The organism is Streptomyces sp. ICBB 8177 (genome assembly GCF_003144095.1).
Lineage (GTDB): Bacteria > Actinomycetota > Actinomycetes > Streptomycetales > Streptomycetaceae > Streptantibioticus_D.
Map to the genome: position 1 here is coordinate 461,978 of NZ_NSKH01000023.1, position 23,269 is coordinate 485,246.

Annotated in this window: 17 protein-coding genes; 11 read left to right on the forward strand and 6 right to left on the reverse strand. The window is 72.7% G+C overall.

Annotation, left to right across the window (positions count from 1 at the left end; translation table 11 throughout):
• Window positions 1-10: 10 nt before the first annotated feature.
• Both CK485_RS22525 and CK485_RS22530 read right to left on the reverse strand, forming a co-directional pair.
• A complete protein-coding gene (locus CK485_RS22525; RefSeq protein WP_109453687.1) occupies window positions 11-1,003 on the reverse strand; it encodes a LuxR family transcriptional regulator in 993 nt (330 codons plus the stop codon).
• Between the two features lie 228 nt (window positions 1,004-1,231).
• Window positions 1,232-2,998 (reverse strand): putative Ig domain-containing protein, encoded by a 1,767-nt coding sequence (locus CK485_RS22530; RefSeq protein WP_109453688.1) that lies wholly within the window; start codon window positions 2,996-2,998, stop codon window positions 1,232-1,234.
• 178 nt (window positions 2,999-3,176) lie between these two features.
• Between CK485_RS22530 and CK485_RS22535 the strand changes: the two genes are divergently transcribed.
• The 10 genes from CK485_RS22535 to CK485_RS22585 all read left to right on the forward strand — a co-directional run bounded on the left by CK485_RS22535 (window position 3,177) and on the right by CK485_RS22585 (window position 15,418).
• On the forward strand, window positions 3,177-3,887 hold the full coding sequence (locus CK485_RS22535; protein WP_109454339.1) for a ribonuclease H: 711 nt from the start codon (window positions 3,177-3,179) through the stop codon (window positions 3,885-3,887).
• Window positions 3,888-4,162: 275 nt separating this feature from the next.
• Window positions 4,163-5,440, forward strand: coding sequence for a GAF domain-containing SpoIIE family protein phosphatase (locus tag CK485_RS22540; RefSeq protein WP_109453689.1), 1,278 nt, complete (start codon window positions 4,163-4,165; stop codon window positions 5,438-5,440).
• Between the two features lie 258 nt (window positions 5,441-5,698).
• The gene (locus CK485_RS22550; RefSeq protein ID WP_109453690.1) at window positions 5,699-6,748 is read left to right on the forward strand and encodes an NlpC/P60 family protein; all 1,050 of its coding nucleotides are present in this window, start codon (window positions 5,699-5,701) and stop codon (window positions 6,746-6,748) included.
• Window positions 6,749-6,891: 143 nt separating this feature from the next.
• Window positions 6,892-7,617: a DsbA family oxidoreductase gene (locus tag CK485_RS22555; RefSeq protein WP_109453691.1), complete on the forward strand. Its 726-nt coding sequence runs from the start codon at window positions 6,892-6,894 to the stop codon at window positions 7,615-7,617.
• 163 nt (window positions 7,618-7,780) lie between these two features.
• Window positions 7,781-8,446 carry a response regulator transcription factor gene (locus CK485_RS22560; RefSeq protein WP_109453692.1) on the forward strand — a complete coding sequence of 222 codons (666 nt, stop codon included), beginning with the start codon at window positions 7,781-7,783 and terminating at the stop codon, window positions 8,444-8,446.
• A complete protein-coding gene (locus CK485_RS22565) occupies window positions 8,443-9,744 on the forward strand; it encodes a HAMP domain-containing sensor histidine kinase (protein ID WP_241968533.1) in 1,302 nt (433 codons plus the stop codon). The genes CK485_RS22560 and CK485_RS22565 overlap by 4 nt, the downstream gene beginning before the upstream one ends.
• 148 nt (window positions 9,745-9,892) lie before the next feature.
• Complete coding sequence (locus CK485_RS22570; RefSeq protein ID WP_109454341.1) at window positions 9,893-11,518, forward strand: NAD(P)-binding domain-containing protein; 1,626 nt, start codon at window positions 9,893-9,895, stop codon at window positions 11,516-11,518.
• Window positions 11,519-11,598: 80 nt separating this feature from the next.
• Window positions 11,599-12,660: an alpha-hydroxy acid oxidase gene (locus CK485_RS22575; RefSeq protein WP_241968534.1), complete on the forward strand. Its 1,062-nt coding sequence runs from the start codon at window positions 11,599-11,601 to the stop codon at window positions 12,658-12,660.
• Window positions 12,657-14,114 (forward strand): cytochrome P450, encoded by a 1,458-nt coding sequence (locus tag CK485_RS22580; RefSeq protein WP_199239479.1) that lies wholly within the window; start codon window positions 12,657-12,659, stop codon window positions 14,112-14,114. The genes CK485_RS22575 and CK485_RS22580 overlap by 4 nt, the downstream gene beginning before the upstream one ends.
• Window positions 14,111-15,418, forward strand: coding sequence for a cation:proton antiporter (locus tag CK485_RS22585; RefSeq protein WP_109453693.1), 1,308 nt, complete (start codon window positions 14,111-14,113; stop codon window positions 15,416-15,418). The genes CK485_RS22580 and CK485_RS22585 overlap by 4 nt, the downstream gene beginning before the upstream one ends.
• A 107-nt stretch (window positions 15,419-15,525) precedes the next feature.
• Here CK485_RS22585 and CK485_RS22590 read toward each other — a convergent pair whose 3' ends face one another.
• Window positions 15,526-16,968: an NAD(P)/FAD-dependent oxidoreductase gene (locus CK485_RS22590; RefSeq protein WP_109453694.1), complete on the reverse strand. Its 1,443-nt coding sequence runs from the start codon at window positions 16,966-16,968 to the stop codon at window positions 15,526-15,528.
• 271 nt (window positions 16,969-17,239) lie between these two features.
• Between CK485_RS22590 and CK485_RS22595 the strand changes: the two genes are divergently transcribed.
• The gene (locus CK485_RS22595; protein WP_199239480.1) at window positions 17,240-17,722 is read left to right on the forward strand and encodes a MarR family transcriptional regulator; all 483 of its coding nucleotides are present in this window, start codon (window positions 17,240-17,242) and stop codon (window positions 17,720-17,722) included.
• A gap of 115 nt (window positions 17,723-17,837) precedes the next feature.
• Here CK485_RS22595 and CK485_RS22600 read toward each other — a convergent pair whose 3' ends face one another.
• The 3 genes from CK485_RS22600 to CK485_RS22610 all read right to left on the reverse strand — a co-directional run bounded on the left by CK485_RS22600 (window position 17,838) and on the right by CK485_RS22610 (window position 23,259).
• On the reverse strand, window positions 17,838-19,013 hold the full coding sequence (locus tag CK485_RS22600) for an LLM class flavin-dependent oxidoreductase (protein ID WP_109453695.1): 1,176 nt from the start codon (window positions 19,011-19,013) through the stop codon (window positions 17,838-17,840).
• 75 nt (window positions 19,014-19,088) lie between these two features.
• The gene (locus CK485_RS22605) at window positions 19,089-21,380 is read right to left on the reverse strand and encodes an excinuclease ABC subunit UvrA (RefSeq protein WP_109453696.1); all 2,292 of its coding nucleotides are present in this window, start codon (window positions 21,378-21,380) and stop codon (window positions 19,089-19,091) included.
• 88 nt (window positions 21,381-21,468) lie between these two features.
• A complete protein-coding gene (locus tag CK485_RS22610) occupies window positions 21,469-23,259 on the reverse strand; it encodes a gamma-glutamyltransferase (protein ID WP_109453697.1) in 1,791 nt (596 codons plus the stop codon).
• Window positions 23,260-23,269 lie beyond the last annotated feature (10 nt).

Sequence of the window (23,269 nt, forward strand, 5' to 3'; positions counted from 1 at the left end):
ACCACGCTCCTCAGCGGGGTGGTGGTTGTGCACGCGGGCCCAGCCAGCCGCGGGCGGCGGCCTGGACCCCCGCCTGGAAGCGCGTGGTCGCGTCGAGCAGGGTCATCAGGGTGTGGATGCGGCGCACCACCGTGCGTTCCGTGATGCCCAGGGCGCGGGCGATCGTGCGGTCCTTGGCCCCGGTGGCCAGCAGGCGCAGGATGTCCCGGTCGCGGGGGGACACGGTGTCGTTGAGGGGGGCCCGCGCGGTCGCGCACGAGCCGAGCGGGGTGGCCCGCTGCCAGAGCGTGTCGAAACTCAGCACGAGGGCGTCGAGGAGCGGCGAGGGCCGCACCAGCAGCCGGGTCGCTGCGTCGGTGCCGGTGAAGCTGATGGGAACCAGAGCCTGCTCCCGGTCCACGATGAGCATCTTCATGCGTGCCTCGGGCAGGCTGCGGGCCTGCTCGCCCGCCTCCAGATACCGTTCGAGCAACGCCAGCCGCCCGCTGTCGGCCAGCGCCTGGGCGTGGTAGATCGCCCGGTAGGTCACCCCGCGTTCCAGCGCCTGGATCTCGTTGGTGTTCAGGCCGCTCGCCAGGTACGGCGGGCTGTCGATGATCAACACCTCGTGCCGCGCCCCGAGTTCGAGCCGGGCGAGGGTGTGCCAGACCGCCTCCGCGCCCTCGACCAGTTCGATCAGCGGGCTCTGGGCGCCGGTCGTCTGCGCGCGCACCGACAACGCGCGTGCGTGCACCCGCAGTTCGTCCAGCTCGCGGTGGTGCTGGATGACCAGGGAATCGAGGGCCACTTCCGGCGGCGCCGCGACGTAGCGGGTCGGACGGCCGACCAGCTGGTTGCACAGGCCCGCGGAGGTCAGCCGTCGTAAGGACTGCCGGACGGTCGACGCGGACAGCGCCAGCGCCTGGGCGAGGTCGGCGGGGGTGACATGGGCGTGGGAGAGCAGCCGCAGGTAGACGTCGCTGTCGGTCTGGCCGAGACCGACCGGTTGGAGCAAGTGGGCCATGCGCGGACCTTAAGCGGCGGAGGCGGTGGGAAGAAGGGGTGCGGACGGGGGCTTTCCCAGCGCCCGCGCCGGGTCCCGGTTCCGGTGATCGAACGGGCCCGTTCCCGGAGCGGCGAGGCCACCGCCGCTCCGGGAACGGGTGTGTGGGGGGAGGGAGGACGCCCGTCAGGGCCTTGCGGAACAGGGCGTCACGGAGCCAACGCGTCGCGGAATCAGGGCGCCATGGCGTCAGGCGAGGACGGACCAGGTGAACGTCGTGGACCCGCTCGCCCCGCCCGAGTCGGTGGCCGTGACCTTGACGGTGTAGTCGCCGGCCCTGGTCGGGGTGCCGCTGATGATGCCGCTCGTGCTGATCCGCAGTCCGGACGGCAGCCCGGTCGCGCTGTAGGTCAACGGGAGGTTCGCGCTGTCGGTGGCCTTGATCCGCAGGGAGTTGATCGCGTAGCCGGTGATCCACACCTGGTCGCCGGGGTTGCCGACGGTCACCGTGGCGCTGCCGCCGCCGGAGGTGACGGTCCAGGTGAACGTCGTCGAACCGGCCGCGCCGGTGCTGTCCTTGGCGGTCACCGTCACCTGGGAGGTGCCGGCCGCGGTCGGGGTGCCGCTGATCGTGCCGCTGGAGGCGTCGATGGACAACCCGGCCGGCAGCCCGCTCGCCGACCAGGTGTACGGCGCCGTGCCGCCGGTGGCGGTGTCGCGCACCGGGGTGACCGCCGTGCCGACGGTGCCGTTCTGGTCACCGGGGTCGGCCACGGTGACGCCCGACGTGTCGCCGCCCGGGGTGAAGGCGCTCACGCCCTCCGGCGTGCCCAGGCCGGTCGGGCCGTCCCAGCCGGTACCGGCGTCGCACAGCGCCGTGCCGCAGCTGCCGTTGCTCCCGGACGTCACGTCGTTGAGCGCGCCGCGGTGGGCGTACGGGTACGAGGCCGGATCGTCGCTGGCGCCGGGGGTTCCGGCCAGCGCGTACATCGCCGTGATCAGAGGGGTGGCCAGGCTCGTGCCGCCGTACTGCTGCCAGCCGGGCGCGCTGTAGGTGTCGTAGATGGCGATGCCGGTATCGGGGTCGGCGTCGGCGGAGACGTCCGCGGTGCCCTTGGCGGAGGAGCCGCAACCGCTCACCACACCGCTCTGCCAGCTCGGTTGCCGCTCGTACGCCGAGCAGCCCGACCCGGCGCCGCTCCACGCCGACTCCGTCCAGCCCCGGCTGCCGCTGCCGCCCCTGCTGAGGGAGGTGCCGCCCACCGCGAGGGTGTAGCGCGAGGAGGCGGGGTACTGGGTCCCCATGCTGTAGCCGCTGTCGCCGGTGGCGAACGCGAACAGCACACCGGGCACGTCGAAGTGCGAGTCGCTCGACGTCTCACCCGAACTCTCGCTGTCGCTCCAGGAGTTGGAGACGAACTTCGCGCCCAGCTTCACCGCCTCGTCGTCGGCCGCGTAGAGGTTGTCGTCGTTGTTGTCGTTGGCCTCGACGAGCAGGATGTGGCAGGACGGGCACGCCGCGGAGACCGCGTCGAGGTCGAGGGTGATCTCCTCGCTCCAGCCGGAGTCGGCCTGCGGCGGGGTGGAGCCGCCGGTCTGGTCGACCTTGGTGAAGCAGCCGCTCGCGGTGGTGCAGGCGGGAAGACCGTACTGGCTGCGGTACGTGGCCAGGTCGCCGGCGGCGTTCGGGTCGTCGTAGGCGTCCACGATAGCGACGGTGGCGCCGGATCCGCCGCTCGGCAGGTCGTACGCGGACCGGATGTCGGACGGCCCGAGACCGGAGGGCGCCGCGGGGCGGGCCCCCGCGCGGCCGTCGGCGCCGGGCACGCCCTCGGCCCAGCACCGCGCGTGCCCTGGCCCGGCGTCGGCGCAGGCGTGGGTGTACGAGCCGGCACCGGACGCGGGGGAGGAGGCGGCGGCCGGCACGCTTCCCGCCGCCGCGAGGGCGAACACCGTACCGATGGCTGCCAGCAGTGCGGGGCCGGACCGGCCCGGCAGTCTGGGTATCGACTTCATGATGCCCCTTCGAAACCGTGGGGGGAGCCCGTGATCGGGTGGCGACACGCTAGGGCCGGGGCGGCGCCACGACAGCGTGTGAACATGACAATGTCGGAAACAGGACAGGGCCCTTGGGATCCGGTGGGTCCGCCCGGCGGCGGCTTGCCGGTCTCCCACTGCTGGCATGATCGAGGCCATGACCGAGCGAACGATTGCGGCCTGCGACGGAGCCGCGAAGGGCAACCCGGGGCCCGCGGCCTGGGCCTACGTGGTCGCGGACGCCGCGGGCGTGCCGCAGCGGTGGCAGGCCGGTGCCCTCGGGCACAGCACCAACAACGTCGGCGAACTGACCGCCCTGCGGGAGGTGCTGGCCGCCACGGACCCGGCCGTACCGCTGGAGGTCCGGCTCGACAGCACGTACACCCGCGACTGCGCGACCAAGTGGCTCGCCGGATGGAAGCGCAACGGCTGGAAGACCGCCGCGGGCAAGCCGGTGGCGAACCGCGAGCTGATCCAGGCCATCGACGAACTCCTCCAGGGCCGCGACGTCACCTTCACCTACGTGCGCGCCCACCAGGCCGACGGCGACCCGCTGAACGCGATCGCGGACAAGGCCGCCAGCGACGCCGCCCGCACGCAGGAGTCCGCCGGGGGAACCGCGGCCGACCTGCCGGTGCCCGACCCGGTCCGCGCCGTCCCGCCCCGTGCGCGCGCCTCGCAGGAGGGCGGCTCGGGGAAGAAGGCCGGCTCCGCCCGCAAGGGCTCCGCCTCGGGAGGTACCCGTACGCTCGCGGCGCGCTTCCCCGGCACCTGCCCCTGCTCCCGCCCCTACGGCAAGGGGGACACGATCACCCGGGTCGGCACGTCCTGGGGGCATCCGGAGTGCGTCGGCGCGTTCGCCCCCTGACGCGCGCCGCGACCGGGCCACCGTGACGTGCGGCGCGATCGCGGTGAGGGCTCGGACCGCGACGCGCACGGCGCGTTGTCCGGGCGCACGCCTGTGACCTGCGGTAAGGCCGGCTCATATGACCGTACTGCCGGTTCCTGGGGCTTCGAGTCGATATCCTCGGTCGCGAGCACCGGCTGAAACGGTCTCGGACACGGCAGGCGGGCCTGACCTGGTGCGGCGTGCGGTGTGCCCTCAGGACGAGCGCCCCGAGCGGCAGAGGTCAGCAGCGGATCATGAATCAGGACGGCCACCAGGACCGGTACGACGGCCCGGACGGTACGGCGGACGGGCAGCCGGGCATCCACGGCCTGCTCGACGCCGTCCTGTCGATCAGCCGCGAGCTGGAGCTGCCCGTGGTGCTGCGCCGCATCGTCAGTACCGCGATGACGCTGGTCGGCGCGCACTACGGGGCGCTGGGCGTGCTGGACGACACCGGCGAGGAGCTGGCCGAGTTCATCACCGCGGGCCTCGACGACGAGGAGATCGCCTGCCTCGACGGCGTGGAACTGCCCCGTGGACGCGGCCTGCTGGGGCGCCTCATCCGCGATCCGCGGCCGCTGCGCGCCGACTGCATCCCCGAGCACCCCGGTGCGGTCGGCTTCCCGCCCGGCCACCCGCCGATGCGCACCCTGCTGGGCGTGGCCATCGCGGTGCGCGGCACCGTCTACGGCAATCTGTACCTGACCGACAAGGTGGGCGGGAAACCCTTCGACGCCGACGACGAGGCCGTGCTGACCGCGCTGGCCGGCGCGGCGGGCATCGCCATCGAGAACGCGCGACTGTACGGGCGGCTGCGCGCCGGTGCCGAGCGGTTCCAGCGGTTGCTGCTGCCCAGCCTGCCCGACATGTCGCCGTTCCGGTGCGCCGCCGTCTACCGGCCGGCCGCCTCGCCGTCCCTGCTGGGCGGCGACTGGTACGACGCGATGACGCTGCCCGACGGCTCGCGCGTGCTGGTCGTCGGGGACGTCGTCGGCCACGACCTGGACGCCGCCGCCACCATGGCCCAGGTCCGCAACATGCTGCGGGCCCTCGTCCACGACGGCTCCGCCTCGCCCGCGACCGTCCTCGCCCGGCTCGACAGCACCCTGCACGCCGTCGAGCCCGCCGTCATGGCCACCGTGTGCCTGGCCCGCCTCGAACCGTCCCCCGACGGCAACTGGCTGATGCACTGGAGCAACGCGGGCCATCCGCCGCCGTTGCTGCTGTCGCCCGACGGCGCGGCCTGCTACCCGCAGGCCCCGGCCGACCTGCCCCTCGGCGTCGACGCCGCGATCGCCCGCAGGGACCACGTCCTGCCGCTGGCCGCCGGATCGACCGTCGCGATCTTCACCGACGGCCTGGTGGAACACCCGGGGCGGTCCATCGAGGAGGGCCTGCGCCTGGTCGCCGACGCGGCGGCGGGTGCCGGGGCGCGGGACCTGGAAGGCCTGTGCGAGGCGCTGGTCGCCGCGGGCCCCGGCGACGGCCACGACGACCTGGCGATCCTCGCCCTCGGCACCCCGCACGCCTGACCCCACCGCCGTCCGCGGAACCCTCGCGCTCCAGCACGAGTTCCCGCTGCTCCACACGACGCAGACGCTCGGTTTCGGGGTATCCGGCCTGGTGGCCCACCAGTTGGCGCGTCGGCCGATGGCGGCAACCGCCGCCGCCACCACGGCTGTCACCCTTGGCACGTACGTGGTCCTGACCGCCGGCCTGCTGCTGGGCGCGACGCCGACGGGCTGGACCCGTACCGTCCACCGAGCGCACACCGATGGAGAGACCGAGTCATGCCGACACCTTCGAACCCCGACGCACCCCGCGGGCGTCCGAGCCGCCGGGCCGTCCTGACCGTCGCCGGGGGAGCCGCGGCCGCAGCCGTGGCCGGTGGGTGCCTGCTGGAACCGGGCGGTGGCGACCGGAAGGGGCACGACGGCCCGCCGCCCCTCTCCCGCCTCTACCGCTTCCAACGCCTGACCGGGCCGGACCGCACGGTGGTCCGTGACGCGCGCGGCAGAACACTCGCGGTGCTGACGGACGGCGCGCGCACCGCCCTGATGACCGGGCCCGCCAGGACCTTCAGCGAACCCCGCACCACCACCGCCACCGTCCGCCACGGCATGTGGGTGCGGCTGATGCCCGCACCCTGGGCGCGGGAGAGCGCGGACGCGGCGTGGTTCGCCCGCTGGTTCCCCCAGGCGCTCACCGACCGCGGTCCCGACGTGCTCGCCGTGGCGTTCCAGTACGCACACGGCGCGCCCGACCGGCACGACTCCTCGGGCCTGCGGTACGCGGGGGCCGCGTCGTACGGGCCCCGCACCCCCGGGCAGCCTGGCGACTCCGCGCACGCCCGCCAGGAGGGCTCCGACTTCTACGACTACCTCGGCATCCCGTGGACGTTCCCCGGAAGTTCCGCCAAGCCGGACCGCTCGCGGTACGGCGACGTCGACTGCTCGGGCTTCATGCGCCTGGTGTGGGGCTACCGGATGGGATTCCCTCTGCACGGGACCAACGGCCCCGGTCCCGGCCTGCCCCGGCGGGCCTTCGCGATCGCGGCCTACGGGCCCGGCGCGTTGCTCACCCGGGCCACCTCCGGTCCGCCCGCCGACGCCGGGATGCTGCAACCCGGCGACCTCGTCTTCTTCGCCATCGACTCCGGCCACCCCTCCTTCGTCGACCACTGCGGCCTCTACCTGGGCAGGGACGACGCCGGGCACGGGCGCTTCTACTCCAGCCGGATCGTCGCCAACGGCCCGACGATGGGCGACGTCGCCGGGCCGTCGGTGATCGACGGGAACAGCTTCTACGCCCAGGGGTTCAGAGCGGCCCGCAGACTGTGAGCGGGCCCGGCGGCCACTACCGCCTCCACGGCTGCCGCCCTCCCCGCTGACCAGGGCCTTGGCAGGCAGACGGGGAATAGGAGCGGTCCGGCAGGTGTTGATCCTGGCGCCCCCCGCAACCGCTGAACTGGAGAGTCCCACCCATGCGCGTCGAGATCTGGAGCGACATCGCCTGCCCCTGGTGCTACGTGGGCAAGGCGCGCTTCGACAAGGCGCTCGAAGCCTTCCCGCACCGCGGCGAGGTCGAGGTCGTGCACCGCTCCTTCGAACTCGATCCCGGCCGGGCCAAGGGCGACACCGTCGCCGTGCTGACGATGCTCACCAGGAAGTACGGGATGACCGAGGAGCAGGCGCGGGCCGGTGAACGCGACCTCGGCGCGCAGGCCGCGGGCGAGGGCCTGGACTACCTCACCGAGGGCCGCGACCACGGCAACACCTTCGACATGCACCGCCTGCTGCACCTGGCCCGGGACCGCGGGACGCAGGAGGAACTGCTCGCATTGCTGTACCGGGCCAACTTCGCCGACCCGCGCTCCGTCTTCGCGGACGACGATCGCCTCGTGGAACTGGCCGTCGCGGCGGGCCTGGACGAGGCGGAGGCACGCGAAGTCCTCGCGGACCCGGCCCGGTACGCCGAGCAGGTACGGGCCGACGAACGCGAGGCGGCCGAACTGGGCGCGAACGGCGTCCCGTTCTTCGTCCTCGACCGCAGGTACGGCGTCTCGGGCGCCCAGCCCACCGAGGTCTTCACCCAGGCCCTGCACCAGGCCTGGACCGACCGCACCCCGCTCACCCCCATCACCACCCCCCAAGCCGACACCTGCGGACCGGAGGGCTGCGCGCTACCGGAGCGGGGGGTCGGCGGCTGACCACGTCGCGGAGGCCGCGCGGGTGGCGCTGACCCCGCCCGCGCGCCGCAGAGCGGCCGGCCGGCGTTCGCGTGGGGGTTCGTCCGTCCGCCGACCAGCCTCCGCGTGGGCGGATCGGGTGGCATGATGACGCCGTTGCGCGGCATTCGAGGGAGTGCGGTCGATGGCGGATGACGTCCGGGTCTTACTGGTCGAGGACGATCGCGAGACGGCCGGGATGCTGTCCGCGCTCCTGGCCGACGAGGGGTACGTGGTCGACGTGGCGCACGACGGCCAGCGAGGGCTCCACCTCGGCCTCGGCCGCGGCCACCAACTGCTGGTCGTGGACCGGGGGTTGCCGGGGATCGACGGCGTGGACCTGGTGGCGCGGCTGCGGCGGGCGGGGGTCACCGCGCGGGTGCTGCTGCTGACCGCCTTCGGTGAACCGGCCGACCGCGTGCTCGGGCTGGACAGCGGTGCCGACGACTACCTGGTCAAGCCGTTCGACATCGGCGAACTGCTCGCCAGGATGCGGGCGTTGCTCCGCCGCGACCTGGACCAGGCGGAGGCGCTGCCGCTCGGCGAGGCGGCCATCGACCTGCGGCGCCGCGAGGTGCTGCTGCCGCGCGGAGGGCCGGTGGCGTTGTCGGGGAGGGAGTTCGACCTGCTGCGGACCCTGGCCGCCGCACCGCGCACCGTCTTCCCCCGCGCCCGGCTGCGCGCCAGCGTCTTCGCCGAGGCCACGGCCGACTCCATCGTCGACACCTACGTGTACTACCTGCGCCGCAAACTGGGCCGCGGAGTGATCCGCACCGTGCACGGCCTCGGCTACCGGATCGGTTCGGTGTGATCACGGCGCGCGGCCGGCGCGAGCAGGACCGCCCCGATCCCGAACGCGTGGCGCTCGCGGCCGCCCGCCGCGCCTTCAGCATCCGCATCGCCGTCGTGCTGACCGTCGTCATGGCTTTCATCGGCATCGTTGTCTACGCCGCCATGCTGGCCACGCAGCACGCCGCGGAGGAACGCGATCTGCGGTACGCCATCCAGCGCGGCTCGGTGGCGAACCCGCCCGGCTGCGCCTGGCTCGTCGTCGAACGCGACGGCCGGACCGCCGCGTCCCCCGGGACCCCGCCCGGATTCCCGTGGCGTTCCGCCGTCGACCGGGTCGCCACGACAGGCACGCCCGTCACCGTCACCGTCGCCCACGACGGAACGCGCTACCGCGTGCTGACCGAGCGCCGCGGCGGGGCGATCGTGCAGGCGGTGTACGACGAGCGGTTCCAGGCCGAGGACCGCGACTGCCTGCTGATGGCCCTGGGGGTCGCCGAACTGCTGGGCGCCGCCGCCTCCGTGGTCGCCGGAGCCGCGCTGGCCCACCGCGCCATGGCACCGCTCGGCGAGACCCTGCGCAGGCAACGCCGCTTCGTCACCGACGCCAGCCACGAACTGCGGGCCCCACTCACCCGGTTGCACACCCGTGCCCAGCTGCTCGCCCGCACCGCGAAGCGCGACGAGGCGGCCGACCAACTCGCGGCGGAGGCGGCGCGGTTGGCGCAGGGCACCCGGCAACTCGGCGCCGTCATCGACGACATCCTGCGCTCCGCCCGCGTCGCGGCGCAGTCCGGCGGCCCCAGCACGGTGGACCTCGCCGAACTCGCCACGCAGGCCGTGGCCGAGGAGGACGCCAGGGCGGCCCAGGGCGCGGTGTCGCTCGACGTGGCGATCGGCCCGGGCCCGCATCTGGTCGCCGGCGCCGAGTGCGCGTTGCGCCGGACGCTGACGGCCCTGCTGGACAACGCCCTGCGCCACACCCCGCCGGGCGGGCGCGTCGTCGTCGCCGTCGCGGAGCACGGCCACGCCTCGGTACGGCTGTCGGTACGCGACACCGGCACCGGGTTCCCACCGGAGGCGGCGCGACGGCTCTTCGAGCGATTCGCCCGCGGCGACCACGGTCAGGGCGGGAGCCACGGCTACGGCCTCGGGCTCGCGCTGGCCCGTGAGGTCGTGGCGGCCCACCACGGCACCATCACCGCGGACGGCGTGCCCGGTGGCGGCGCGACGTTCACCATCACCCTGCCCGCCCTGCGGCCCGCACCCGTCCGTCTCAGGATCGGCCGCCGCGCCCCCGGACACCGCGTCGTGTCATGACGGCCCTCGTACAGACGTAAGCCTGCCGTGGTGACGCTTTCCGACCACTTCTGAGAACGTTCTGAGATCCGGCGACCAGTCTTCACCGTGCAGCGCTCTTCCCAGATCGTTCGTGTGGACGGAGACCGACGTGACCGACGTATCCGACGTGACCCACGACTACCTCGTGATCGGCGCGGGACCCGCCGGGGTGCAGATGGGACTGCACCTGAAGGAGGCGGGACGCGACCACCTGATCCTCGAAGCCGGCGACGCGCCCGGCACGTTCTTCCGCACCTTCCCCCGGCACCGCACCCTGATATCGGTCAACAAGCCGCACACCGGCAGCGACGACCCCGAGTTCAACCTGCGCATGGACTGGAACTCGGTGCTCGTCGGCGACGAGGGACCCACCTTCACCCGCTACACCGACCGCTACTTCCCCGCCGCCGACGACATGGTGCGCTACCTCGGCGACGTGGCGAAGGAACACGACCTGGCGGTGCGCTACCGCACCCGTGTCGAACGGGTGACGAGGGACGCCCAGGGGACGTTCACCGCCACCGACTCCGAGGGCGGCACCTACCGAGCCTCCTGCCTGGTGATGGCGACCGGCGTCAGCCGCCCCTACATTCCGGCGATCCCCGGCATCGAGACGGCCGAGCAGTACGCCACGATGCCGGTCGACCCCGAGGGGTTCACCGACCAGCGGGTGCTGATCCTGGGCAAGGGCAACTCCGCGCTGGAGACCGCCGACAACCTCGTCGCGCACGCCGCCGTCATCCACGTGGCGGGCCCCCACTCGCTGCGGCTCGCCTGGCAGACCCACTTCGTGGGCCATCTGCGGGCGGTCAACAACAACTTCCTCGACACCTATCAGCTGAAGTCGCAGAACGCGATCCTCGACGGCGACGTGCTCGACATCGCCGGCGACGGCGACGGCTACCGCGTGCGGTTCTCCTTCGCCCGCGCCGACGACGTGGTCAAGGAACTGCGGTACGACCGCGTGCTGGTGTGCACCGGTTTCCGCTTCGACGCCTCGGTGTTCGCCGAAGAGTGCCGTCCCAAACTGGTGATCAAGGACCGCTTCGCCCAACTGACGCCCGCCTACGAGTCCGTTGACGTCCCCGGGCTCTACTTCGCCGGGACCGTGATGCAGCAGCGCGACTTCAAACGGTCCACCGGCGGCTTCATCCACGGCTTCCGCTACGCGGTCCGAGCGCTGCACCGCGTCCTGGAACAGCGCAGGGAGGGCGTCCCCTGGCCGTCGCACACCGTGCCCGCCACCCCCGAGGGACTCGCGGCGGCCGTCGTGGCCCGGGTCAACCGCACCTCGGCGCTGTGGCAGATGTTCGGCGAACTCGGCGACGCCTTCGTCGTCGGCGACGGCGCGGCGCGCCACTACGAAGAGGTCCCGGTGGCCTACGCGCACGACAACGCGGCCTTCGGCAGGGACGAGGACCTGTTCCTGGTCACCCTGGAGTACGGCCCGGACCACGACAGGATCGACCCGTTCGACATCTCCGTGCGCCGCGTTCCGCAGGACGAGGCCGGTTCGGCCCACGACGCCGCGTACCTGCACCCGGTCATCCGCCACTACCGCGCGGGCGTCGCGGCGGGCGAACACCACATGGCGGAGAACCTGGAGAACGAGTGGGACCGGCCGGACGCCCACGTCCGCCCGCTCACCGACTTCTTCGCCCGCGCGCTGTCCGGCGCCGGCGTCCCGGTGGACGGCGGCAGCGCCCCCGCGGTCAGCGGCGGCGACCCGGCGGACGTCCGGGAGGCACGGTGACCACGCGCGCACCGCTCGACGCCTCCGCGGTGTCCGAGAGCGTGCCTGAAGCCCCCTTGAACCTAAGGGAGTTCGAAAGCGTGGCGCGTGGCGTGCTCGACCCGGTGCACTACGACTACGTGGCCGGGGGCGCGGACGACGAGGTGAGCCTGCGGGCCAACGAGGCCGCGTTCGCACGGATCGCGCTGCTGCCGAGGGTGCTGCGCGGCGCCGAGCGACGCGAGACGGGCATCACGCTGTTCGGCCGGCGGGCGAGCCTGCCGGTGGTGTTGTCGCCCACCGCGTTCCACCGCCTGTTCCACAAGGAGGGCGAAGTGGCGACCGCGCGGGCGGCCGCGCGGGCCGGAGTCGTGATGATCACCGGCATGGCGAGCACCGTGGCGGTCGCCGACGTCGTCGAGGCCGCGCGGGCCGCCGCGCCCGACCGCGACCCGGCCGTGTGGTTCCAGCTCTACCTGCAACCCGCGCCCGGTGTCACCGAGGCCCTGGTGCGCCGCGCCACCGAGGCGGGGTGCGCGGCGCTGGTCGTCACCGTCGACTCACCCGTCCTCGGCGCCCACACCCGCAACGCCCGCAACGGTTTCCACGACCTGCCCGAGGGACTGGCCTGCGAGAACCTGCGCGACCTGCTCGACGGCGAGCCGGGCCACGTACGCCAGATCGCCATGTCGCCGACGCTGGACTGGGGCGACTTCGACCGGCTGCGCGCCTCGACGTCCCTGCCGCTGCTGCTCAAGGGCGTGCTGCACCCGGACGACGCGAGGATCGCGCTCGACCGCGGTGCGGACGGGCTGCTGCTGTCCAACCACGGCGGGCGCCAACTCGACACCGTGCCCGCTACGATCGACCTGCTGCCCGAGGTCGCCGCGGCCGTCGCCGGCCGCGTCCCGCTGCTGCTGGACGGCGGAGTGCGGCGCGGTACCGATGTCGTCAAGGCGCTGGCACTGGGCGCCACCGCCGTCGGCATCGGGCGGCCGGTGGTGTGGGGACTGGCGGCCGGCGGCGAGGGCGGGGTGGCGCGGGTACTGGACATCCTGCGCCGCGAACTCGACCACACCCTGGCACTGTGCGGCGCCACCGGAATCGCCGACCTGAGCCCCGCGTCGGTCCGGCCCGCCACGCACTGGGCGGGACCGCGGTGAGCGCCGCCGCGCGGGCCGCCCGCGCCGCCGCCGCTGTCGTCATCCTCGGCTCCCTGCCGTACTGGCTGCCCCCGGCCGTCGTGCGTCTGCGCGTGCGGATCTTCGCCCGGGTCAACGGCGAGGAAGGCGTGCCGGTGCCGGGACCCGAAGTGGGCGCGGAAGCGTTCGAACGCCTCTACGCGCACCCCGCGGCCAACGGGCGCAGCCGGGGCGCCGCGCTGTCTGACCTGTTCTGGTACTGGCTGGCGCCCGGGCCCGAGGTCCACCAGGAACACCTCGAACCCGGGCCGCGCTACGACGCGGTGGCCCGCACCACCCGCCGGGTCCTGACCGCCGTCCGCCGTCAGGAGTGGGAGCGGATCGTGCGCCACCGCGCCCGCGACGTGCTCGAACCGCTCACCGGCGGCGGCACGCGCGCGGTGCGGCTGCGGGACCTCGTGATGCCGTTGTGGGTGGCCGTCCACCACGAGGTGGTCTTCCGCGAACCGTGCCCCGACGACGTGCGCGACCTCATCGTGGGAAACGCCGACGACGTCGTCAGCGCGCTCAAGTGCACCGGAGTACGGCACATGGACCGCCGCGACCGGCTCACCCGCTACCTGCTCGGCCGCGTTCGCGCCGGGGACGTCCCGTTCGAACTGCCCGAGGGCCTGTCCGACCACGAGAGCGCCTGCTACCTGCAAGGGACGTTCTTCAACACCGCCGTCGTCCAGATGTCGGAGGCAACCGCACACGTCCTGCTCGCCATCGCCACCCGCCCCCAGGTCCGCGAACGCCTGCGCCGCGAACCGGTGGACAGCGCCTATCTGGACCACGTGATCGAGGAGACGCTGCGCTACTACCCGCTGTTCGGCGTCGCGCACCGGATCACCACCGACGCCATCACCCTCGACGCGGACGACCCGCAGGACGCGACGCCCGCCACGAAGCTGCCCGCCGGGTCCGTGCTGCTCTTCGACTACGCCCGCTACCATCGCGGCGGCGTTCCGGACGCCGACCGCTTCGATCCCGACCGGTGGGCGCGGCCCCGGCCCTCGGACCTGCGCCACATCCCGTTCGGGGTGGCAGCCAACCGGCCCTGCCCGGCCCGTGGCATCGCGCCGTTGACGCTGCGCACGGCGGTCGAGGAGGTGCTCAAGCGGTTCGAGCCGGTCTCCTCCGCGCGCCACGACCGCTCGATGCCCAACCGGGGGCCCTGCCTGCTCGTCCCGCGCGAGAACCCAACCAGGCGCCGAGGTAGGGCGGTTCGGCTCGCGGCGATGAGAGCGCGCGACCGCTGGGAGGACGTCACGCGCAGTCTGGCCCAACTCGCCTACGGAAGCTGGATGGTGGCGGACGCCCGCAGGCAGCGGCTGTGCGGGAGCTACTTCGAGCCGGCCGCGGAGCCCACCTCAGGGACACAAGGGGGCGGCGGCGCCGCCCGCTGCCCGGTCGCGGGGGAGGGCGGCCGGTGAGCGCCACCTCTCTCGCGCCGGCCTTCCTCGGCGCCGCGATCGTCGTCCTGCTGGCCTGCCGCCTCGTCGCGTGGGCGCTCTCGCGCGCCGGACAGCCGCCCGTGGTGGGCGAGATGATCGCGGGCGTGCTGCTCGGGCCCTCGGTCCTCGGGGCGCTGGCCCCCCGCGCGGAGCACGCCGTGTTCCCCACCGCCCTGCTGCCGCTGCTCTACGTCGCCGGGCAGATCGGCCTCGTCGCGTTCATGTTCCAGGCGGGACACGAGTTCGCCGGGCGGCTCGGCGAGCGGATGGCGGGCACCGCGGCGGCCGTGTCCGCGGTCGGGATCACGCTGCCGCTGGCGCTGGGCGTCGGCGTGACCGTGCTGGCCCGCGGGCACGCGCCGGTCTTCGTGCCCGGCGTCCCGCTCGGCGTGAGCGCCGCGTTCGTGGGCGTCGCCCTCGCCATCACCGCGTTCCCGATGCTCGCCCGGATCATCACGGAACGCGGCCTGTCCGGCACCCGGTACGGGGCGCTGGCGCTGGCCGGCGGGGCGCTCGACGACGTGGTGGCGTGGTGCCTGCTGGCGGCCGTGCTGAGCGCCGCGACCGGCAGGGTCTGGCCGGTGGCCGAGGCGGTCGGCGGAGGCGCGCTGTTCGGCGTGGTCCTGTTCACCGTGGTGCGGCGGGGGCTGGCGCGGGCGATGGCGTACCCGTCGCTGACCGACGAGGGCAGGCTGCTGCTGGTCGTCGTCACGGTGTTCGCCGCCGCCTGGTTCACCGACGAGATCGGCCTGTACGCCGTGTTCGGCGCGTTCTGCGTCGGCGTCGTGATGCCACGAGGGCCGGTCGCGGAACGCACGGTGAGCACCGTCTCCCACGTGCCGAGGGTGGTGTTCCTGCCGATGTTCTTCGCCTACTCCGGCCTCAACACCCGCTTCGGGCTGCTGGGCGACCCGGCGCTGCTGGCGTTCGCGGCGGCGGCGCTGGCGGCGGCGGTCCTGGGCAAGTTCGGCGGCTGCTGGGCGGCGGCCAGACTGCGCGGCGAACCGCCCGCGCTCGCCCTGCGCCTGGGCGCGCTGATGAACGCGCGCGGCCTGATGCAGTTGATCGCCCTCAACGCGGGGCTCCAGGCGGGCATCGTCGACCGGCAGTTGTTCGCAGCCCTCGTCCTGGTGGCACTGGTGACGACGCTGATGACGACACCCGTGCTGTCCTGGCTGGACCGGCGGGCCCCGCTGAAGGACGCCTCACATCCCCCTGCGGCGCTGCCACGCGTCGTCGAGGGCCAGCCAGAAGACCGCGTCGGACGCGGACTGCCCGGGTGACGACGGGACCCGGGTGCGCGGCGGGATCGCCGCGGCCCGGGACCCGCCGGCGCGGCCACCGCGCCGGCGCAGGAAGGCGAGGGCGAGTAACGCGTGAGCACGCATCGTCAGGCCTGCGACGAGCCGAGTTCGAGCACCGCGCGGACCGCGGACTCCAGGGCGTACGTCATGGAGCCGCCGTTCGGCTCGAACGCGGTGTGTTCGCCGGCGAAGTGCACGCGTCCCTCCGGCCGCCTCATGTCGGGCATGAGCGCGGTGTGTCCCACCTCCGGCAGGATGTACGCGCCCTCGATGTACGGCTCGCGGTCCCACGCCACCGACGTGCCCACCTCGAAGTGGTCCTTGGCGCCGGGGAAGATCCGCTCCACCTGCTCCAGGGTGAAGCGCACCCGCTCGTCCGGCGGCATCGCCGTGACCGCCTTCGCCCGCCAGCCCGACATCAGGCATTCCAGAACGGCACGCGGGCCCGGCAGTTGGGGCGTCGCGTCGCGCACCCAGCGGATCGGCAGGTCCGTCGAGACGCTCGCGCGCGGCGAGGTCCAAAAGCGCCGGCGCATCTGGAGGTAGACGCGCACTATCGACACGTACCGCAGGCGGCGGATCGCCGCGTGCTTGGCCGGTGACAGGCCCGCGTTCGACAGGTCGATGCGCCGCATCGCGCTGAACGGCACGGCCAGCACCACCCGGTCGGCCTCCAGCGTGTGGAAGCCGCCCGAGTCGACGAACGTCACCCGGGCCGCCGTGCCGTCCTGGGTGACGCGCACGACGGGCTTGGCGTAGTGGATGCGGTCGCGCAGGCGGTCGGCGAACGCGGCGGGGAAGCGGTCGGTGCCGCCCCGGATCTTGGCCCAGCGGGCGTCGGCCAGGGTGAGCGAGCGCGGGCCCGACTCGTGCCGCAGCCACGACAGCGCGGACGCGGTGTCCAGGTCGCCGCCGCGCATCTCCAGGAACATCGGCTCCAGCAGCGTGATGGCCGCGTCCGAGGCGCCGCGCTCCTTGAGGACCTCTATGACCGAGCGGTCGTCGAACGGCGCGAGCCGGTCGGTGACCTCCCACTCGGGCGTGCCCAGGTCGGGCTGGAGCTCGCGGCACAGCGAGCGGACGTAGCGCTCCATCATCATGCCGACGTCCAGGCCCTTCTCCTCGCCGCTCAACGGCAGCCCGCTGTCCGCGAGGTCGGCGACGTCGGGGCGGACGAAGCGGGAGCCGAGGAAGTAGGAGAAGTCCGCGTCGAGCAGGTCGGAGGGCTCCAGGCCCACACCGAGTTCCTTCAGGTAGTGCGTCACGTAGTGGCAGTGCGGCGTCACCGTCATGGCGCCGGCTTCCGCGTACAGGCCGTCGGCGAACGGCTCGCGCACGGTGTACGCGCGCCCGCCGGCCCGGGTGGAGGCTTCGAGCACCGTGACGTCGCAGCCGAGGCGGGTCAGTTCGTAGGCGGTGCCGAGGCCGGCCAGGCCCGCGCCCACCACGACGACCCTGCCGGGCGGCCTGAGTCCGTCGAGCCCTTGGTCGAGGGCGCGGCGCACCTCGGTCTGAGTGGGCTCACGCATGGTCGGTCTCCTCGTTCGGTTCCGCGCCGCCGCCCCGGAAACGGGCAGCAATGATTTCCCTGCGGAAACCACATTGCATGGACGCCTTAATTACGTCAAGATCTGGCCGGTGCCGAAGTGGCGTGGGCAATGCGGAAGGAATTCCCCTGAGTTGTACCCGGGGTGACGGTTTCCTGTGGAACGCTGCTTCCGTTCAGTCCGGACCGTAAATCGTGATATATTTCTTGCGATTCACCGTTCCGTGATATCGAGCAGACCAGGAGTGAGACGAATGACAACCAGCGGCGAGTCGTCCGTCAAGCGGGCCGGTCTGCGGACCGAGATCGAGGACGCCCTGGCCTACCTGACGTGTTCGCTGGTCGCCCGCAGGACGCGCGCCACACCCGAGCGCGTGACCTGGCAGCAGTACGACGTCCTGGAACTGCTGCGGCTGCGCGGGCCGATGACCCCCTCGGTGCTCAGCGAGTCCCTCGGCGTCTCCCGGCAGACCATGTCGAAGGCCCTGCGCATTCTGAAAGACCAGGAACTCGTGGAACAGTCCGCCCAGAGCGCGGACAAACGCGAGCAGACCACCTCGATCACGATGCGCGGGCACGAGTTCCTGGCCCGCGCGGCCCGGGGGCGCCGGGAAAACGCCAAGGTCGTCGAAGGCGCCCTGTCGGCGGAGGAGCAGGCCGCTTTCGTCGAACTGTGCGGCAAGGTCGCGAACGCCCTGAACGCCGCCCCTCAGCCGTTCCCGGTCCGCGATCTGTGAGCAGACGGACGCCCGCCTGCCACCGGGGCGTCCCCGCGCCGAAGCGGTGGGTCCGCGGCCCGGCGACGCAGCCGCGGACCCACCGCCCGCCTGAGCACACGCCACGACGCGCGCCCTACCAGCTCCAGCCGCGTTCCGCCGGCGGCGTCCAGACGTCCGCCTTCTCCAGGTAGGGGAAGACCTGGCCGATCAGCTCGATGTCCTGCGCCGCGTACAGCGACGGCAGGAACATGAAACCGCGGATGCCGGTCTCGCGGTGCATGTCGAGGATCTGCTCCGCCACCGTGGACGGCGACCCCACCAGCACCTTGCTGCCGCAGGCGATGCCCAGGGTCCGGGCGACGTCGTCGAACTCGCCCTCGTAGTTGGCCTTGTAGGTCTCGCTGCCGCCCATCAGCTCGGTGGCGATGTCGCGCGCGCAGTCCATGTCCAGGGACTCGCGCACCCAGTCGTACTTCTCCTGCGCCTCGCGGTCGGACCGGCCCAGGATGATCCCGGTGGCCCCGGCCATGTTGACCTCCAGCGGCGAGCGGCCGTGCCGTTCCGTGCGTTCGGCCAGGCTTTCCACCATGGCGCGCATCTTGGCGTAGTCGTCCGGCAGCGGGGTGAACGCGAAGTCGCAGGTGTCCGCGATCAGCTCCTGTGCCACCGGTGAGACGCCCGCGTTGAACAGGCACGGTGGGTCCTGGACCGGGTGCGGACTGATCATCTTGCCGTGCAGGCGGAAGAACTCGCCCTCGAAGTCCACCTGTCCGCCCCGGGCTGCCCACAGCCGCTTGACCGCCTCCACCGCCTCGGCCGTGGTGGCGTAGCGGGTCTCGTGGCTGCTGTCGGGCACGGTGATGCCCAGCAGCGACAACTCGTCGGGCTTCCAGCCGGGCACGATGTTCCAGCCCCAGCGGCCGCCGCTGAGCACGTCGAGGTTGGCGCCGAGGCGCGCGATGACCGCCGGTGGGAAGTAGCGGGTGTGGAAGGTGGTGACCACGCCGATGTGCCGGGTGGCGGCCATGACGACCGGCGCGAAGACCGGCGCGGACATGTGGGGTTCGGCGTGGCCGATGCGCCAGCTGTTCTCGCCGTGGGGTATGTAGCCGTCGGCGAAGAAGACGTAGTCGAACCCGGCGTCCTCGACGCGGCGCGCCAGGTCCATCTGCGCGTCCACGTCGAACGGGTCGGGGTTGAGGTCCGCCACCTCCTTCGACGTGGTGGTGGGGGTGGGGGAGCTGAGCCACATCAGTCCGAACCGCATCCTGTCGTCGGCCAGACGCGGCTTGAGCGTGCCTTGGGGCATTCCCGTCCTGTCCTTTCGGAACGTGAGCTGTCGCGGAGCGTGAGCCGTGCGGGCGCGGGGGGAGCCCCCGGCGTTTCACCTGCCCGCTCGGGCGAGGTCCTTCTTGAGGTAGGTGGCGGTGAACGAGTCCTTCGCGTGGGTGAGTTGGCGCGGGGTGCCCTCGAACATCAGGCGGCCGCCGTCGCGCCCCGCGCTCGGGCCGATGTCGATGACCCAGTCGGCCCGCTTGACGACGTCGAGGTCGTGCTCGATCACCACGACCGTGTTGCCCTTGTCCACGATGGTGTCGATCAGGTCGACCAGCCGGTCGACGTCGGCCATGTGCAGGCCGGTGGTGGGCTCGTCGAAGACGAACAGCCCCGACGACTCGTCCAGCCGGTCGGCGAGTTTGATGCGCTGCAACTCACCGCCCGACAGCGTGGACAGCGGCTGGCCGAGCGTGATGTAGGACAGGCCGACGTCGCTGAGCGTGGTGAGCCGGCGGACCACGGACTCCTCCGTGAAGAACTCCAGGGCCTCCTCGACGGTGAGGGCGAGCGTCTCCACGATGTTCCTGCCGTGGAAGCGCAGGTCCAGCACCTCGTCGCGGTAGCGCCGCCCCGAGCACCGCTCGCAGGTCGTGGTCACCGGCTCCATGTAGGCCAGGTCCGTCTGGATCTCGCCGCGGCCCTGGCAAGCGGGGCAGGCGCCCGCCGAGTTGAAGCTGAACATGCCCGGTTCGCTGTGCGTGGCCTTGGCGAACAGCTTCCGCACGGTGTCCATGATGTTGACGTACGTCGCGGGCGTCGAGCGGGCGGAGGAGCCGATCGCGCCCTGGTCGATCACGATGGCCTCGGGGAACTGCGGGATCAGCGCGCCGTGCACGAACGAGCTCTTGCCGGAGCCGGCGACACCGGTCACCACGGTCAGCACGCCCTGCGGGATGTCGACCGAAAGGTCCTTGAGGTTGTGCAGGCTGGTGCGCCGCGTGGTGAGCTTGCCGCGCGGCGTGCGCACCCGCTCCTTGAGGCCGGTCTCGCGGCTCAGCCGGCGCCCGGTGACGGTGTCCGCCTCGCGCAGCTGCTCCGCCGTGCCCTCGAAGACCACCTCGCCGCCGTGCGTACCGGCGCCCGGCCCCATGTCGACCACGTGGTCGGCGATGGCGATCACGTCGCGGGAGTGCTCCACGACCAGCACGGTGTTGCCCTTGTCCCGCAGCGCGAGCAGGAGCTCGTTGAGCCGGTGCACGTCACGAGGGTGCAGGCCGACGCTGGGCTCGTCGAAGATGTACGTCAGGTCCGTGAGGCTGCTGCCCAGGTGGCGGACGATCTTCAGGCGCTGGCCCTCACCGCCGGAGAGCGTCGAGGTCTCCCGGGCGAGGCTCAGGTAGCCGAGTCCCACCGACTCGATGCGCCGCAGCACCGACAGCGCCGCGTCCACCACGGGCTTGGCGGACGGCGCGTCGATGGCCTCCAACTCCGGGACGAGGTCCCCGATCTCCATCGCGGTGAAGTCGGCGATGTTCTTGCCGTTGATCCTCGACTCGCGGGCCGCCTCGTTGAGGCGGGCGCCGCCGCACACGTCGCAGACCCCGGCGCTGACCACCTCCTCGACCTGGCGGCGCTCCTTGTCCTTGAGCCTTTCCAGGCCGTTCTTGAGATAGCGGCGGTTGAAACGGACGACGATTCCCTCGTACTCGTTGGAGTACGTGAGTTTCTTTCCCGGGCGCTCCACCTTGAATCCCTCGCCGTACAGCAGGAGTTCCCGGTCCTTCTTGCTGAATTCCCGCAGCGGCTTGTCCGGGTCGAACAGTCCGGACTGCGCGTACAGCTTCCACTGGAAGCCTCCCACGGCGAACAGCGGCGAGCGGATCGCGCCCTCGTTGAGCGACCTGTCCTCGTCCAGCAGCCGCCCGAGGTCGAGCCGCGCGACCCGGCCGAGCCCCTCGCACTCCGGGCACATCCCGTGCGGGTCGTTGAACGAGTAGGCGCTCGACTCACCGGCCGACGGCCGGCCGTGGCGGGAGAAGAGCACGCGCAGGGCCGGGTTGACCTCGGTCATCGTGCCGACCGTGGAGCGCGAGTTGCCGCCGATGGGGCGCTGGTCCACCACGATCGCGGTGGAGAGGTTCTTGATCACGGCCGCGTCCGGGCGCTCGTACTTCGGCAGGCGGTTGCGGATGAACCAGCTGTACGTCTCGTTGAGCTGGCGCTGCGACTCGACCGCGACGGTCCCGAAGACGACGGAGGACTTCCCGGAACCGGACACGCCGGTGAAGACGGTCAGCTCTCCTTTGGGGATGCTGAGCGAGACGTTCTTGAGATTGTTCTCCCGGGCGCCCCGGATAATGATGCAGTCTTCGGAGCTGCGCTTGCGCTGGCCCGCCATGAAATCGTTCCTCCCGCCGAGGACGGCCGTCCGCCCGGCCCGCGAACACTATGGTTTCCTCTTGGAAACCAAGTTAACATCCGGCGGTTCAGCGAGCCACCGCGTACGCCTGTTCGCCGCGCGGACTCGCGGCGCCGAAGACCAGGCCGTCGCCGGTCCTGCCGGTGGCGCAGACCTTCCCCAGCGAGCGCTCCGGGGCGATCCGCACGACGTGGCCGCGACGGCGCAGCTCGTCCACGACCTCGTCGGGGCAGCCCTTCTCCACGACGACGCTGCCGGGGATGGCGACGTGCGGGGTGAAGGACGAGGGCACCGCGTCGGTGTGGAACGCCGGCGCCTCCACCGCCTCCTGCGCACCCGCCCCGAAGTCCACGTGGCGCAGGAAGAAGTTGAGCGTCCACTGGTCCTGCTGGTCGCCGCCGGGCGTGCCGAACGCCATGTACGGCTCGCCGTCGCGCAGCACGAGGGTGGGGGACAAGGTGGTGCGCGGGCGCTTGCCGGGCGCGACGGCGTTGGGGTGGCCGGGGAAGAGGTTCGCCATCTGGCCCCGGGTGCCCAGCGGGAAGCCCAGTCCCGGCACGACCGGGGAACTCTTGAGCCAGCCGCCGCTGGGCGTGGCGACCACCATGTTGCCCTCGCTGTCCGTGGCGCTGACGCAGCAGGTGTCGCCCTTGGCCTGGGTGAGCCGCACGATCGCCGGGATGCCGTCGCCCAACTGCCGCATCCACTCCGGGCCTTCGCCCGTGTCCGGCTCGGACACGTCAGGCATCACCGGCACCCGGCCGTGCGGCGACCCGGGCCGCAGCTCCATCGCCGCCCGGTCGCCCACGAGCGCCCGCCGCCGGTCCGCGTACCCGGCGCTCAGCAGCGTCTCCAACGGCACGTCGGTGTGGTCCGGGTCGCCGTACCACGCCTCGCGGTCGGCGAACGCCAGCTTCGCGCACTCCACCACCGTGTGCAGGTGGTCGGCACCGCCCGGCCGCATGCCGGACAGCTCGAACCCTTCCAGCAGGACGAGTTGCTGGAGGAAGACCGGGCCCTGCGACCACGGGCCGCACTTGTGCACCGTGTGGCCGCGGTACTCGCCCACCACCGGGCGCTCCACCGTCGCCCGCCAGGACGCCAGGTCCTCACCGGTCAGCAGGCCCGCGTTGTGGTGCCCGGTGGCGTCCAGCATCGGGGTGCCGGTGACGAACTTGTCGATCGCCTCGGCCACGAAGCCCTCGTGGAAGGCGGTCACCGCCGCGTCGATCCGCCGCTCACGGTCACCGCCGGCCGCCTCGGACTCCTCGACCAGCAGCCGGAAGGTCCTGGCCAGGTCGGGGTTGTCCAGGCGCGCCCCGGCCGCCGGCGCCCTGCCGTCCCGCAGGTAGGTGCGGCCGGACTCGGTCCACTCCTCACGGAACAACGGCGCCAGCACGTCGATCATCTCGGCGGCCTTCGGCAGGACCGGGTAGCCCTTCTCGGCATAGCCGATGGCCGGCGCCAGCACCTGCGCCGGTGTCATCCGCCCGTGGTCCCGCAGCAGCCGCATCCACGCCCCGAACGCGCCGGGCACGCAGGCGGCCAGCAGGCCGGAGCCCGGTATCGCGTCGAGCCCGCGGTCGCGGAAGGCCTCGACGGTGGCCGCCCGTGGCATCGGCCCCTGCCCGCAGACCACGTCCACACGGGCGGTACGGGCGTCGTAGGCCAGGATCGGCACGTCCCCGGCCGGGCCGTTGAGGTGGGGTTCGACGACCTGGGTGACGAAGGCGGCGGCGACGGCCGCGTCGAAGGCGTTGCCCCCCTGCGACAGCATGTCCATACCGGCCGCCGCGGCGAGCCAGTGGGTGGCGGCGACGGCCCCTCGGGTGCCGCGCAGTTCGGGTCGGCTGAGCATGGTGTTCCTT